General features: G+C 64.5%; 13 protein-coding genes. 7 read left to right on the forward strand and 6 right to left on the reverse strand.

Features of this window, described 5'->3' with window-relative positions:
- Window positions 1-21 precede the first annotated feature (21 nt).
- From FXB41_RS36040 to FXB41_RS36060, 5 genes are all read left to right on the forward strand, one after another.
- Window positions 22-849, forward strand: coding sequence for a PhzF family protein (locus FXB41_RS36040; RefSeq protein WP_219685137.1), 828 nt, complete (start codon window positions 22-24; stop codon window positions 847-849).
- A gap of 108 nt (window positions 850-957) precedes the next feature.
- Window positions 958-1,317 carry a Rid family hydrolase gene (locus tag FXB41_RS36045; protein WP_246649460.1) on the forward strand — a complete coding sequence of 120 codons (360 nt, stop codon included), beginning with the start codon at window positions 958-960 and terminating at the stop codon, window positions 1,315-1,317.
- A 137-nt stretch (window positions 1,318-1,454) separates the two neighbouring features.
- The gene (locus FXB41_RS36050) at window positions 1,455-2,648 is read left to right on the forward strand and encodes a M20/M25/M40 family metallo-hydrolase (protein WP_219685138.1); all 1,194 of its coding nucleotides are present in this window, start codon (window positions 1,455-1,457) and stop codon (window positions 2,646-2,648) included.
- Between the two features lie 115 nt (window positions 2,649-2,763).
- A complete protein-coding gene (locus tag FXB41_RS36055) occupies window positions 2,764-3,852 on the forward strand; it encodes a mandelate racemase/muconate lactonizing enzyme family protein (RefSeq protein WP_219685139.1) in 1,089 nt (362 codons plus the stop codon).
- Window positions 3,853-4,118: 266 nt separating this feature from the next.
- A complete protein-coding gene (locus FXB41_RS36060) occupies window positions 4,119-5,267 on the forward strand; it encodes an amidohydrolase (RefSeq protein ID WP_219685140.1) in 1,149 nt (382 codons plus the stop codon).
- Window positions 5,268-5,451: 184 nt separating this feature from the next.
- On the opposite strand, the gene FXB41_RS36065 is transcribed toward FXB41_RS36060, so the two are convergent.
- Complete coding sequence (locus tag FXB41_RS36065; protein WP_007594171.1) at window positions 5,452-6,036, reverse strand: DUF1349 domain-containing protein; 585 nt, start codon at window positions 6,034-6,036, stop codon at window positions 5,452-5,454.
- Window positions 6,037-6,356: 320 nt separating this feature from the next.
- A complete protein-coding gene (locus FXB41_RS36070; protein WP_007607539.1) occupies window positions 6,357-6,572 on the reverse strand; it encodes a hypothetical protein in 216 nt (71 codons plus the stop codon).
- Between the two features lie 94 nt (window positions 6,573-6,666).
- On the opposite strand from FXB41_RS36070, the gene FXB41_RS36075 reads away from it, so the two are divergent.
- Window positions 6,667-7,452 (forward strand): DUF72 domain-containing protein, encoded by a 786-nt coding sequence (locus tag FXB41_RS36075; RefSeq protein WP_219685141.1) that lies wholly within the window; start codon window positions 6,667-6,669, stop codon window positions 7,450-7,452.
- Here the strand turns inward: FXB41_RS36075 and FXB41_RS36080 are convergent.
- Complete coding sequence (locus tag FXB41_RS36080; RefSeq protein ID WP_219685142.1) at window positions 7,449-8,636, reverse strand: CaiB/BaiF CoA transferase family protein; 1,188 nt, start codon at window positions 8,634-8,636, stop codon at window positions 7,449-7,451. The genes FXB41_RS36075 and FXB41_RS36080 overlap by 4 nt on opposite strands.
- Before the next feature lie 163 nt (window positions 8,637-8,799).
- Between FXB41_RS36080 and FXB41_RS36085 the strand changes: the two genes are divergently transcribed.
- Window positions 8,800-9,687 (forward strand): VOC family protein, encoded by an 888-nt coding sequence (locus FXB41_RS36085; RefSeq protein WP_219685143.1) that lies wholly within the window; start codon window positions 8,800-8,802, stop codon window positions 9,685-9,687.
- A 151-nt stretch (window positions 9,688-9,838) separates the two neighbouring features.
- On the opposite strand, the gene FXB41_RS36090 is transcribed toward FXB41_RS36085, so the two are convergent.
- The 3 genes from FXB41_RS36090 to FXB41_RS36100 all read right to left on the reverse strand — a co-directional run bounded on the left by FXB41_RS36090 (window position 9,839) and on the right by FXB41_RS36100 (window position 13,908).
- Window positions 9,839-11,185 (reverse strand): carbohydrate porin, encoded by a 1,347-nt coding sequence (locus tag FXB41_RS36090; protein WP_219685144.1) that lies wholly within the window; start codon window positions 11,183-11,185, stop codon window positions 9,839-9,841.
- A 138-nt stretch (window positions 11,186-11,323) separates the two neighbouring features.
- Window positions 11,324-12,385 carry an ABC transporter permease gene (locus FXB41_RS36095; RefSeq protein WP_007594180.1) on the reverse strand — a complete coding sequence of 354 codons (1,062 nt, stop codon included), beginning with the start codon at window positions 12,383-12,385 and terminating at the stop codon, window positions 11,324-11,326.
- Window positions 12,382-13,908: a sugar ABC transporter ATP-binding protein gene (locus FXB41_RS36100; protein ID WP_219685145.1), complete on the reverse strand. Its 1,527-nt coding sequence runs from the start codon at window positions 13,906-13,908 to the stop codon at window positions 12,382-12,384. Before FXB41_RS36100 ends, FXB41_RS36095 begins: the two co-directional genes overlap by 4 nt.

The raw sequence follows: 13,908 nt of genomic DNA on the forward strand, positions 1-13,908 counted from the left end.
CCTGGTCTTCTGGAGGGACGAATGGACGTGCAGCGGATCGCCGCTTTTTCGCAAGGAGAGAACGGGGGCAACCCTGCCGGGGTCGTACTCTGCGACGCGCTGCCTCCGGCCGACCGGATGCTGGCGATCGCGGCGGAGGTCGGGTATTCGGAGACGGTCTTCGCCGCGCCAAACCAGGATGGCTGGCGGGTACGCTACTTCGCCCCCGAGATCGAGGTGCCGTTCTGCGGCCATGCAACGATCGCGCTCGGGGCCGCGCTCGCCCTTGCCCATGGCGAAGGCACCTTCGCGCTCCAGCTCAACGACACAGCGATCACGGTGACAGGCTGGCGGAAGCAGTCCGCACTGATGGCGGCGCTGCAATCGCCGCGCACGCGCAGCGCGCAGGCGCCCGACGCACTGGTCGCGGCCGCGCTGGGCCTGTTTTCGTACAGCGTTGCCGATCTCGACCCGCGCCTACCTCCCGCGATCGCCGAGGCCGGCGCCCGGCATCTCGTCCTGGCCCTGGCGAGCCGGCAGAAGCTGGCCGCGATGCATTATGACCTGGAGCAAGGGCGGCAGTTGATGACTGCAGCCGGCCTCGTCACCATCAGCCTCGTCCATGCCGAGACCGACACGCTGTTCCACGCCCGCAATCCATTCGCAGCCGGCGGGGTCTACGAGGATGCCGCGACAGGCGCCGCGGCCGCGGCCCTCGCCGGATATCTGCGGGACCTTGGCTGGCCTCATGGCGGCACGATTGATATCGTTCAGGGCGAGGACATGGGCGTGCCGTCGCGGCTGCGTGCCGAGATCAGCGCCGAACCCGGCGCGAGCATCCGGGTCTCCGGGGCGGCCCGGCAGATGTAGCCGGCGAAGTCCCGGCAGGAGGATGTCAATTCGCAGACATCCGGTGCGGAAGGCGTGCTGATGTCGTAGATACAGACGTGGGAAATCGTTTTGATCAGGAAAAGCGTCATGTCCGGCTATCCTTTTGAGGACAGCTACGGCTATGCGCGTGCCGTCCGTGTCGGGGACCATGTCTTCGTCTCCGGAACGACGGCTCGTCCTCCAGCACTCGAAGGGGATGCGTACATACAGATGCTGGGCGCAATCGCGATAGTCGCCGAGGCGCTTGCAGATGCTGGAGCGGAGCTGCGGCACGTGGTGAGAACAGTCGTCTACGTTCTCGATATGGCGGACACACACCAAGTCGCCCGCGCCCATCGCGAAACATTCGGGGCGACGCGTCCGGCAAGCACGCTCGTTCAGGTAGCCGCTTTAACCCCCGCCCGGGCTCGTGTCGAAATAGAGGCGACGGCCATCGTGCACGACTGATCGGACGGGAATAGCGGTTGGTTCTGGGACCATGCGCGCACAGCAACGCGGCGCCACAGTTCATGCGTTGAGGCCGCCTTGCGAAACAAGTTGCCGCAGGGGATGCTGGCAGGCACCGTGCATCAAAGGGACATCTCATGCCTGTCGACACCAAAGCCGCCACCGACCGCCTCATGCGCTTTCTCGCCGTCGAGGGCGTCACCGGACAGGAGGCGGCGATCGGGCGTGAGCTCACGGCTGCGCTGAAGGAAAGCGGCGTACCGGCGAAGGCGATCCGGCTCGATGACGCCAATACGCGCATTCCGGTGTCGACCGAGACCGGCAACCTCATCGTCGATCTGCCCGGCCGCGGCGCGCTGCACAACCAGCCGCGCATCATGTTCATGACCCACATGGACACCGTACCGCTCTGCGCCGGCGCCAGGCCGAAGAAGTCGGGTCGCAAGATCGTCAACGAGGCCAAGACCGCACTCGGCGGCGACAATCGCTGCGGCTGCGGCGTGCTGGTGACGCTGGCGGCCGAGCTCGAGAAGCAGCAGCTCGATCATCCGCCGATCACGTTGCTGTTCTGCGTGCGCGAGGAGAGCGGGCTCTACGGCGCGCGCCACGTCAATCTCGACGAGCTCGGCTCGCCGGTGATGGCGTTCAACTATGACGGCGGCTCGGCCTCCAACGTCGTCATCGGCGCTGTGGGTGCCGACCGCTGGACCGTCGAGATCTTCGGCCGCGCCTCGCATGCCGGCGTCGCGCCGGAGCGCGGCATTTCATCGACCATGATCATGGCCCTCGCGCTCGCCGACGTGAAGGCCGGCGGCTGGTTCGGCAAGGTGGTCAAGCGCAAGCAGCAAGGCACCAGCAATGTCGGCCCCGTCACCGGCGGCGAGGGGCGGCCTGCGGGCGACGCCACCAATGTCGTCACCGACTACGTGCATGTGCGCGGCGAAAGCCGCAGCCACGACGGAAAGTTCTTCAAGGAGATCACGAAAGCCTACAAAGCCGCGTTCGAGAAGGCCGCCAAGAGAGTCACCAATGCGCAAGGCAAGTCCGGCAAGGTCAAGTTCAAGGCCGAGACCGATTATTTCCCGTTCCGCATGAAGGACAACCTTCCCGTCGTCAAACGCGCGGTCGAGGCCGTGTCCGCCATCGGCGGCACCCCGAACGTGCGCACCGCCAATGGCGGCCTCGATGCCAACTGGATGGTCCGCCACGGCGTTCCGACCGTGACCTTCGGCGCCGGCCAGAACGAGGCGCACACCATCGACGAGTGGATCAATCTCGACGAATACGATCGCGCCTGCGCGCTGGCCGTGCAGCTCGCAACGATGCGGTGAGCTAACTTCGTAGGATGGGTAGAGCGCAGCGAAACCCATCGCTACTTGCGAAGATGACGATGATGGGTTTCGCTGCGCTCTACCCATCCTACAAGAAAAAAATAAGGGAGGCTGCATGCCGCGCATTTCGACCATCGAGACCGGATTCTACCGGATCCCCCTCCCCGTCATGCTCTCCGACTCGACCCATGGCGACATCGCGGCATTCGAGCTGATCACCTGCCGCATCCGCGATGCCGATGGCGCCGAGGGCGTCGGCTACACCTACACGGTCGGGCGCAATGGCGGCGCCGTCGCCGACATCCTCAAGCGCGAGATCCCGCCGCTGGTCGAAGGACGCGAGGCCGATGATACCGAAGCGATCTGGCATCAGGTCTGGTGGGGCCTGCATTATGGCGGCCGCGGCGGACCGGCCGTGCTGGCGCTCTCGGCGCTCGATATCGCGCTGTGGGATTTGAAGGCGCGGCGCGCGAAATTGCCGCTGTATCGATTGCTCGGCGGCTTCGATGCGCGCGTGCCCTGCTATGCCGGCGGCATCGACCTCGATCTTTCGGTCGAGGCGCTGCTGAAGCAGACCGACGGCAATCTCGCCAAGGGTTTTCGCGCGATCAAGATGAAGGCAGGCCGCCCCGATCTGAAATCGGATGTCGCCCGGGTCGCGGCGATGCGGCAGCATCTCGGCGACGGCTTTCCGCTGATGGTGGATGCCAACATGAAATGGACGGTCGAGGACGCGATCCGCGCCGCCCGCGCGTTCCAACCCTACGACCTCACCTGGCTCGAGGAGCCTGTTATCCCCGACGATGTCGCGGGCCACACCCGCATCATGCAGGCCGGTGGCGTGCCGATCGCGGCGGGCGAAAATTTGCGTTCGCTGTGGGAGTTCAAGAACTACATCGTCGCAGGCGCGGTGTCCTATCCCGAGCCTGACGTCACCAATTGCGGTGGCGTCTCCGCCTTCATGAAGATCGCGCGGCTGGCGGAAGCGTTCAACCTGCCCGTCACCAGCCACGGCGCGCACGACATCACCGTGCACCTGCTCGCAGCCTGCCCGAACCGGTCGTATCTGGAGGCGCACGGTTTTGGGCTCGACAAATATATCGAGCATCCGCTGATGCTGCAGGACGGGCTGGCGCTCGCGCCGGACCGTATCGGCCACGGCATCAGCTTCGACTGGGATGGGCTGGCGAAGCTGTCGGCGTAGCGCGGAGCCACGGCCGCGAGTGCGACCCCTCTGCCGCTTGCGGGAGAGGGTTGGGGAGAGGGTGTCTCCGCAGTGAGATCCCCAATGACGATCGAGCCCTCTCCCGGCCTCTCCCGCAAGCGGGAGAGGTGAAGTGGAGCGCAGTCGGTCTGCCCCGGCAATCACTAACGCGTTGCTGCACGCGAGGCATTCGCTGACGCTTGATGCAAGCTGCGGTTATTCGGCTATGGTGTCGATGCCGACACACAAGCCGAGAGATTCCCGCCTTGACCCCCGAGCTGCACCAGAAACTGACGGCGTGGCGCCGGCATTTGCATGCGCATCCCGAACTGTCCCTCCAGGAGAAAGCCACCGCCGCTTTCGTGCAAGACAAGCTCACCGAACTTGGCATTCCCTTCGTGTCAGGCGTTGGCGGTCACGGCATCGTCGCGACCCTCACGCGAGGGGCTGCACAGGGCCGCGTCGGCCTGCGCGCCGACATGGATGCGCTGCCGATCACCGAAGATACGGGGCTAGCTTACGCTTCGCAAAATCCCGGTGTGATGCATGCCTGCGGCCATGACGGGCATACCGCTTCGCTGCTCGGCGCCGCCGCGCTGCTCGCCGCCGACACCAGCTGGAGCGGGACGGTCGATTTCATCTTCCAGCCGGCCGAGGAAGGTTATGGCGGCTCGCGTGCGATGGTCGCGGCCGGGCTGTTCGAGCGCTTTCCAATGGAGCGGGTGTTCGGTTTTCACAACTGGCCGGGGCTTGCCGCCGGCACCATCGCGGTCCATGACGGCGTCGTCATGGCCTCCGGCGGGCGCATCACCATCACCATCGATGGCCATGCCGGTCACGCCGGCATGCCGCATTTGACGCGCGATCCGGTGATGGCGGCCGGCCATTTGATCGTGGCGCTGCAATCGATCGTCTCGCGCAGCGTCGATCCGCTCGACACCGCCGTGCTCTCGCTCTGTACGCTCGAAGGCGGCACGGCACGCAACCAAATCGCCGGACGCGTCTCGATCGGCGGCACGCTGCGCTACCATCGCGATGCGGTGAAGGACACCGTCGTGGCGCGGATCGAACAGATCTGCGCCGGGATTGCCACGAGCTTCGGCGTCAAGGTGACGCCCGAGATCGTCATGGGCGTCGGCGTCGTGATCAACACGCCGGCCGAGGCGGATCTCGCCCGCCTCGCCGCGGACAAGGTACGGGCCGAGCTGCGGCGCGACCTCGCGCCCAGCATGGCAGGCGAGGATTTCGCCCACTTTCTCTCGCGGCGCCCCGGCGCCTTCGTCTGGATCGGCAATGGCGAATTGCGCGACGGCGCCGAGCTGCACGGCCCGCGCTATGATTTCAACGACGCGATCCTGCCGGTCGCATCGGGCTGGATGGCGGAAGTCGCCAAGGCGGCGCTGGCTTCGAACTAGACTGTGCATCCGTGAATGATACTGCACTTGATGCCCGCCATGCTTCCGACGGGTCAAAGGCGGCGGTCTGCACCGGGCAACGGCTTCTGCCCTACCCCGACTCCACACCTGCCGCTGCAATGCGCCAACCGACGGCGATGGGCGACTTCAGACTTCAGCGCTGCCTCCGGCCGCGCCAGCAGCCTCATTCTAGATCGTGAAGGTCCTTGCCGAGCGGCGCCGTCATCCGAAACTCCGAAAAAGCCACTTCCAGCCCGGCCCGCTCCGGCGTGCAAGCCATCGGTCCAACAAGATAGGAAGGTTTCTTGGCAAACGGCGCAAGCCTCATGAGAGGCCAAACCTTGCCATCGTTCGAAGCTTGCACACGAAGAACGCCATGAGCAACGGTTACCCGCAATCGGAAGTCACGTGCGTCGTGCTCATAGGGTGCTGTTGCCCAGTCCGACCGCCCATCCGTCAATACGCTCGAAAGCATGGCCCGTCCGTCCGCAAATTCGATTCCGGCCTTAAGCCAGCGATTAGCGTCTACGCGCACCATGATGCCGGCTTGATCGTAGAGCGCTTGGAAATTACCTCGCACCCGCAACTCGGCCGTGAAGGCATCCCCGGCCAGAAACCCGAGAAAATGTCCGTTGTCGCGGATAAAGCCGTAATGAGTCTCGCGCCAGAAGTCGGTGGCATTGTCAGTGACCACTTCAAGGCTGTTGCCCTCCTCGGTCCATTGTTTCGGCTCATTCAGCCAAATGCCGTCAGATCTGCCAAGTATCATTTTAACCTCGATGCAAACCATGTGACGGTCTCGACGAGCTTTCGGGTTTCGGCCCGACATCGCGATAGCGGCATCGAAGAACTGAACCTGAGCAAATCCAAATCCGTCATGCCTCGCTGAACGGGCCTCAACGAGGTGCGCCACTACTTCGTCGACGGACCAATTTCGAAAGTCGGCGATCAGCCGCCGCGGCGGATCATCTTGAGGCCCGACCGTCTTGCCGTGCTTCAAGCGATAACGAACTCACCGGGTCTTGCGCATTCATCCGGCTAAGCCTGGCTGCGCGTAGTAAGCTCACCGCCCTGCGAACACGCGCCCGCTCAAGAGATCTCGCGCGGCAGCTTCCAGCCCGGCTTCGGCTCGAACGTCTCCTCGACCTGCGCGACGTGATAGCCGGCAGGCAGAAGCCGGCCGCCCTCCTCGTCCGCGACCGGCACGTCGGTCACCAGCCCCTCGATCAAGGCGGCTTCCCACACCTCCTTCTCGGAGGGAAAGGGGTCGCCGATCTGCTTATTGCCTTCGAACAGCGCGTACATCGGTTCCGGTCCTGCGTTGATCAAGCTCACGAGCAACGTATCGGCCGCACGGACGTTCCCATCCGGCAAATCGCAACGGATGGACACGGCAAACATGGCGCGCGTTCTGATCGGAACTTCCGGCTGGCATTACGCCTCCTGGCGAGGCCCGTTCTTTCCCGAGGGCGTGACGCTGAAGCAGCAGCTGAGCTACTACGCCGGGCAGTTCGACACCACCGAGCTGAACGGCGTGTTCTACCGCACCCCGACGCCGGAGGCCGTCGAGGGTTGGCGGGCGCAGACCGGCCGCGATTTCGTCTTCGCCTGGAAGGCCTCGAAATTCATCACGCATTGGAAGCGCCTGTCGGACCGCTCGGTGAACAGCCTCGAGCTGCTCGAGGATCGCATCTCACGGCTCGGCGGCAAGGCCGGCCCGATCCTGTTCCAGCTGCCGCCGCAATTCGCAGCCGACGCGGACCGCCTCGCCGGCTTCTTCAAGCTGTTGTCGCGGAAGCGGCGTTACAGTTTCGAATTCCGTCATCCGAGCTGGTATCAGCCGCGCATCTTGCGGATGCTGGCCGACGAGAACATCTCGCTGTGCCTGTCCGACCATCACGACGCGTCGGCGCCATGGAAGCGCACGGCGGATTTCGTCTATGTGCGCGGACACGGGCCCAGCGGGCGCTATCACGGGCATTATGCGAAACCCACGCTCGCGCAATGGGCGCGGCGCATCAAGTCCTGGAAGCGGCAGGGCTGCGACGTCTATGTCTATTTCGACAACGACCAGAAAAGCGCGGCGCCGGCCGATGCGCAGGCGTTGAAGCAATTGCTCAGCGTGCGGCAAAGCCCGGCGATCACGACGGCAAGCCGCCGTGCAGGTGCCGTTGTTCACCGCTAGACGATGCCGCCTTGCCGGAGCGCCGCGATCGCGGCCTTGTCGTAGCCGAGCTCGGTCAGGATGAGATCGGTATGCTCGCCGAGCGTGGGCGGGCGCGTCGCGATTTCGCCGGGCGTTTCCGACAGGCGGACGGCGGCCCGCGCCACCGGTGCGGGCTTCGGCAGACCTGGATAGTCGACGTCCTGCATGAAGCCGGCGGCGCGGATGTGCGGATGGTCCAACGCCTGCTGCGGGCTCAGCACGGGGCCGGTCGGAATCATGGCCTTGCCCAGGGTGTCGACGGCCTCCTGCGTGGTGCGCTCGGCGCACCAGCGCGCCATCCGCTCGCTGACGACAGGGCCGTTGTTGCCGCGGCTGATGTCGTCGGTAAAGCGCGGATCGTTCAGCCAGACCTCCTCCTCGCCCATCAGTTTCGCCCAGCGCTTGAACAGCGGATGCCCCGTGACCTGGCACAGCACCCAGCCGTCCCTCGTGCGATAGATGTCGGCGGGTGCCGCGGTCTGGCCGAGATTGCCTGTCGGCACCCGATTGACGTTGATGACGGCCTGCTCGATCAGCGTGGCATTGGTGAAGGACAAGGCGGTGGCGAGCAATGCTCCCTCGACGATCTGCCCGCGCCCGGATTTGCCGCGCTCGATCAGCGCGGCGAGCGTGCCGAACGCGCAATGCAGCGCGGTCCCGAAATCGACCCAGTTGACCGCAGCCCGGTAGGGCGGATCGCCGGCGCCCGTCATGTACACCGCGCCCGACATGACCTGCCCGACGCCGTCGAAGCCGACGCGGTCGGACCATGGCCCCGGTCCGCCGAACGCGGTGGCCGTCGTCAGGATGATGTCCGGCTTGATCGCCTTGAGCGAATCGTAGTCGAGCTTCATCGCGCGCAATGTCTGCGGCGGCAAATTGGCGACGACCACGTCCGCGGTCGCAACCAGCCGGCGCATCACCTCCTGCCCTTCCTGCTTCATCGGATCGAGCGTGAGGCACTTCTTGTTGCGGTTGACCTGAAGGAACAGCGCGCCTTCGCCATTTTCGCCGACGGGCGCCACGAAGCGATCCTCGCTGCCGTCGCGCTTTTCCACGCGAATGACCTCGGCGCCGAATTCGGCCAGCAAGGTCGCGCAATAGGGCCCCGCGATATAGCGCCCGAAATCGAGAACCCGGACGCCGTCCAGAACCCCTCCCATTGATCTCTTCCTTTGTGCTTTTTGTCAGCTTACAGGGATTGGCATTTGCGGCAAGGTGGCAACGGACGCCATGCCCCACCCTCGAGATGTGATCGGCGAATCATTTCGACTGGCGGAAATTGTGCTCTAGTATGGACCTCCCTCCCCAATCAGAGCCCCGTCCATGCCGCAACAATTCGATCGATCCAAAGAAGATCTCGGCAACGCGATCCATTTCGAGCACGTCAACATCCAGGTCCCGGACCAGCGCCTCGCCACACTGTTCTATGTCGCAGGCCTCGGGCTCACCCGCGATCCCTTTCTGATGGTGTCCGACACCAACATGTGGATCAACGCTGGACGGAGCCAGTTTCATTTGCCGAGCGGCCGGCCGCAAGTGCTGCGCGGTCATGTCGGGTTGGTCATCGCAGGCCGCGAGGCGCTGCTGGCGCGATTGGCGTCAGTCGCGAAGAAGCTCGAGGGCACGGCGTTCGCCTTCGCCGAGCGTAACGACCATGTCGAAGCGATTTGTCCGTGGGGCAACCGGCTACGCTGTTACGAGCCCGACGCCGCGCGCTTCGGTCGCGTCGCGCTCGGCATTCCCTATGTCGAGTTCGACGTGCCGGTGGGATCTGCCGCGCGCATTTGTGCCTTCTACCCCGAGATCATGGGCATGCCATCCGAGTTGCGGAACGGCGACGGCACGGTTGCCGCCGTGAAGACCGGCCGCGACCAGCATCTGTTGTTCCGCGAGACCGATCAGCCGCAAGGCGACTATGACGGCCACCACGTGCAGATGTACATCACCGATTTCTCCGGCCCGTATCGCAAGCTGCTGGCGCGCGATTTGATCTCGCGCGAGGACAATCAGTACCAGTACCGCTTCTGCGACATCGTCGATCTCGACAGCGGCAAGCCGCTGTTCACGGTCGAGCACGAGGTTCGCAGCGCCACCCACCCGATGTTCATGCGGCCGATGGTCAATCGCAATCCGGCGCTGAACAATCGCAATTACGCATCCGGCCACGATCAATCGCTTTGGGCGATGGGGCCGGATCAATACGAGGGATAGGTGATAACCAAGTCCCGCGCCTAGCCGCAGCAACGTCGGAATGACCGAAGTCGCGGCCGGGCGGCTCCGCTGAGCGGAGCCGCCACATGTTGCGTGCGCTCCGGTGGGACGGGCATGCCCCACCTTTCGCATCAGACGGGTGAGCGTCCCGTCAGAAGTGGACCTCGGTGCGCATGCCAAGAACCACGGCATTGTCGGTCTTCACGCCCACCCCGTTATAGCCGCGCCCGCCGGGATTGATGACATACTGGGCGTCGAACTTGAGGTTCAGCCAGCCGGTCGCCTGCCATCCGTACCAGACTTCGAGCGGCACTTCGTTGCCGCCGGCGTTGGGACTGAGGGCCGCCGTGTTCACGTGGGTCGTGCCCACCGCGAAGCCGACTTCGTCCTGGGGACGCCAGGAGAACGTTCCGGTATGCCGGAAGCCCAGGGCGATCTGGTAATCCTGGTACGACGTCCGGTGATCGGCGACGGTCGTGTTGAGGAATGTGTACCAGCCTACCGCACCGGGACCGTCAACAGTCAATCGTTGCAGGATCGACTCGTAGACGCCGAAGCGGCCGCGTTGATCGCTGATATTTTGATCCGGCACGCCACCGACGCCCGGGATGGTGCTGATGACACCCGGAAGGCCGCCATCAATAGACGAGGCGCTGTCGTACCAGCCGCCAAGTCTCCAGGTCCCGGTCAAGGGCCCCTTCGGCGTCCAAACCAATTCCACCGGCACCATCACGCCACTGGCGCGATTCGAGGCGGGAATGCCGGGCAAGAAGTAGACGCCTGGGTCCGACGTCGTCAGGTAACCCGGATTGGCGTCGTAGACACCGACCGACACTGTGAATTCCGGCGCGATCTTGTAGTGGACGACCCCGGCCCATTGGCTCACCGGCCAATTGTAGATGTAGCCGCCCTGGATGTTGCCGGGCTGGCCGCCGCAGAAGGTCAGGTTGATGAACTCGCACAGGCCGAAGAAGAAGTCCGAGCCGACCGGAAGACGGCCGCCTTTGAGTTCAAGGCGGTCATCGAAAAGCTTCTGCGAGTAGTAGAGCTGCGTCAGGCGCAGAATATTGCCGCGGCCGAACACTTCGTTCGTCAGCTGCAGGGCGGGAATGTCCGCTTCGGTATTCAGATTCTTGCCGAAGCGGTCGACCAGCGTGAGACCGACGGTGCCGCCGGGGATGCCGGCGAGTTTCCCCATGTCCAGCTTCGCGCCAAACCACAACTGACCGGCGTTGGCTGCGGTGTTCCTGCTTCCACCGGAGAGATTGCCGACGGATTCGTTACCGAGCGTCAGGCCGATATCGATGCCCTGCTCCTTCAGCCTGGTCCTGCCGAGATCGCCGAACAGATACGGTCTCGTCCAGAAATCGTCAGCCGCATAAGGAACAGGTGCAGCTTTCGTCGAAAAATCGGCCGCATATACTCCACCGCAAAACAGCGATGAGAAAGCAATCCCCACACCGCACACCCCTGCGGTGTTTATAAACCTGCGCAACATTTGTCTCGTCCTCCCGCCGTCTCAGGCTTTGCTTGTTTCGCCTTCACGCCCCTGCCCAAAGCCCTCGAGCCTGGAACGCGCTCCCTCCCCCAGCGGCCGCCGACCAGGCGGCCTTGTGTCAACTGGAGCGTGGATCTGTCATGCCCGATCACCCGTTCTCGCCGGCAATGCATCCGCGGGGCGCGGTGACGCGCCTTGGACTTGCTCGGCCAATGTCGATTTCGGCGCCGCACGGGCGAGGCCGGCCAGCGCCAGCTTGCGGCGCCGTCGTGCCTGCAATTGCTGATCCGCCAACACGCCGATCAGAATGACCGTGCCCATCACCGCGAAGTTCAGCGAGTTGGGAATGCCCAGGATGTTCACGAGGTTCTGCAACACCTGCAGCAGCGCCGTGCCCAGCACGATACCGAGAATAGACCCCTCGCCGCCGCGCAGGCTGCACCCGCCCAGGACGGCGGCCGCAATCGCGTAGAGCTCGTAGAAATTGCCGAAGGAGCTCGGCGAGACCGAGTTCGTGTAGAACACGAACAAGACTGTTGAAACTCCGGCGAGCCCGCCGCTGATGATATAGGCGGTTGCGATCACGACGTTTGTGCTGATGCCCGAGAAGCGCGCCGCCTCCTCGTTCTTGCCGACGGCATAAAGCCAGCGCCCGTAGACCGAGCGGTGCAGCAGCACAGCGAGGATCAGCGCAAGGACGATCAGCAGGATGAAGGTGTTCGGGATTCCCGCCACATTGCCCGAGGCGATGTTGCTCAGTGTCGCCGCCTCGTCGCCATAACCGAAGCCGCGGGTCGAATCGCTCGTGTAGTAACGGGCGGCGCCGCGATAGATCAGCAACCCACACAGCGTCACGATGAAGGGCTGCATCTTCAGCCGGGTGATCAGGAACCCCTGGATGCCGCCAAGCACCAGCCCGCCCAGCAGCACGGCCGCCAGCGCCAGAGGCCACGGCACGTCGTAGGTCGTCAGAAGGTCGACGAACACGACGCCGAGCAGCGCAAACATCGAGCCGAGCGACAGGTCGATGCCGCCGGTGATGATCACGAGCCCCTCGCCGAGCGCGAACACACCGAACAGGCCGATCAGATTGGCCATGTTCAAAAGGTTCACCAGCGACAGGAAGGCGGGATTGATCGCGCCCGTGATGGCGGCGATCACCACCAGCAGCAATCCCAGACCGAGCTCTTTCCTGATCATGGCGCGGCCGCTTCCGCGGTTTCCTGCGCCTGGCCCATGGCCAGTCGCAATACGTTGTATTCGCTGAACTGCTCCCGCTCGAGCACGCCGCTGACGCTGCCTTCATGCATCACCGCCACCCGGTCGGAGACGCCGATGACTTCCTCCATGTCCGACGAGATCATCACGATCGCGACGCCATGGTCGGCGAGGTCGCGCATCAGCGCGTAGATCTCGCTCTTGGCACCGACATCGATGCCGCGAGTGGGCTCGTCGAAGAACATCACGCGCGGCTTCATGGACAGCCATTTGCCGAGCACGACCTTCTGCTGGTTGCCGCCGGAGAGCGTCACCACCTCCATGTCGATGCTCGGCGCCTTGATGGAGAGGCGCCTGACCTGCTCTTTCGCGACCTTGCGTTCGGCCGCGCCGCTGACCAGCCACATCCGCGCATGATCCAACAGGCTCGCCAGCGTCATGTTCTCGCGAATCGGCAGCTCCAGCACGAGCCCGGATTTCTTGCGATCCTCCGGCACCAGATAGATGCCTTGGCTGATCGCGTCGCGCGGCGATGCGATTGCGATCGGCGCGTTGTCGATCCTGATCTCGCCGCCCAGCAGCGGGTCAACCCCGAAGGCCGCGCGGGCAAGAGAGGTCCGGCCGGCGCCTACCAGCCCCGCCAGGCCCAGGATCTCGCCATGCCGCACGGAAAGATCAACCTGCCGGTCGGGAAAAGCCGATGTCACGACGCCGACGATGTCGCAGCCGCCCGGCTGCGGCGGGTATTTCGGCGGAGTATGCAGCGCTTTCAGGTCGCGGCCGATCATCAACCGGATCATCGCGGCATGGCTTAGCTCGTTCCGCGCCAGCTCTCCCACCGTGCGGCCGTCGCGCAGCACCACGACGCGGTCGGCGCAGGTCATGATCTCGCCGAGCCGGTGGGAGATATAGATCACCGAGATGCCGTGTGCCTTCAGGTCGGCAATCACCTCGAGCAGCCGTTCCGTCTCCGAAATCGTCAGGCTGGAGGTCGGCTCGTCCATGATGATCACGCGGGCGTCGATCGAGAGCGCCTTGGCGATCTCCACCATCTGACGCTCGGCGATGGACAGGTCTTCGACCAGCGTATCCGGCGCGAAATCCGCACCCAGCCGCTCCAGCAGCGGCGTCACGCGGGCGCGCATCTGCGCGCTGTCCACCAGCTTCAGCGGCCCGCCCATCAGCTTCTCGCGCCCGATGAAGACGTTCGCGGCGACGTCGAGATTCTCGAACAGGTTCAATTCCTGATGCACGAAGGCGATGCCGGCCTGCGTCGCCTCGTTCACCGTTATCCGCGCGTAGTCGTTACCGCCGATGCGGATCACACCCTCGCTCGGCGCGATCACGCCGCCGAGCACGCGCATCAGCGTCGACTTGCCGGCGCCGTTCTCGCCGATCAGGCCCAACACCTCGCCGCGGTACACCCGCAGGCTGACGTCATCGAGGGCCATGACCCCGGGATAGGATTTGCTGATCCCGGCGAGTTCGAACAGGATTTCCGCCAT

The organism is Bradyrhizobium canariense, from assembly GCF_019402665.1.
GTDB lineage: Bacteria > Pseudomonadota > Alphaproteobacteria > Rhizobiales > Xanthobacteraceae > Bradyrhizobium > Bradyrhizobium canariense.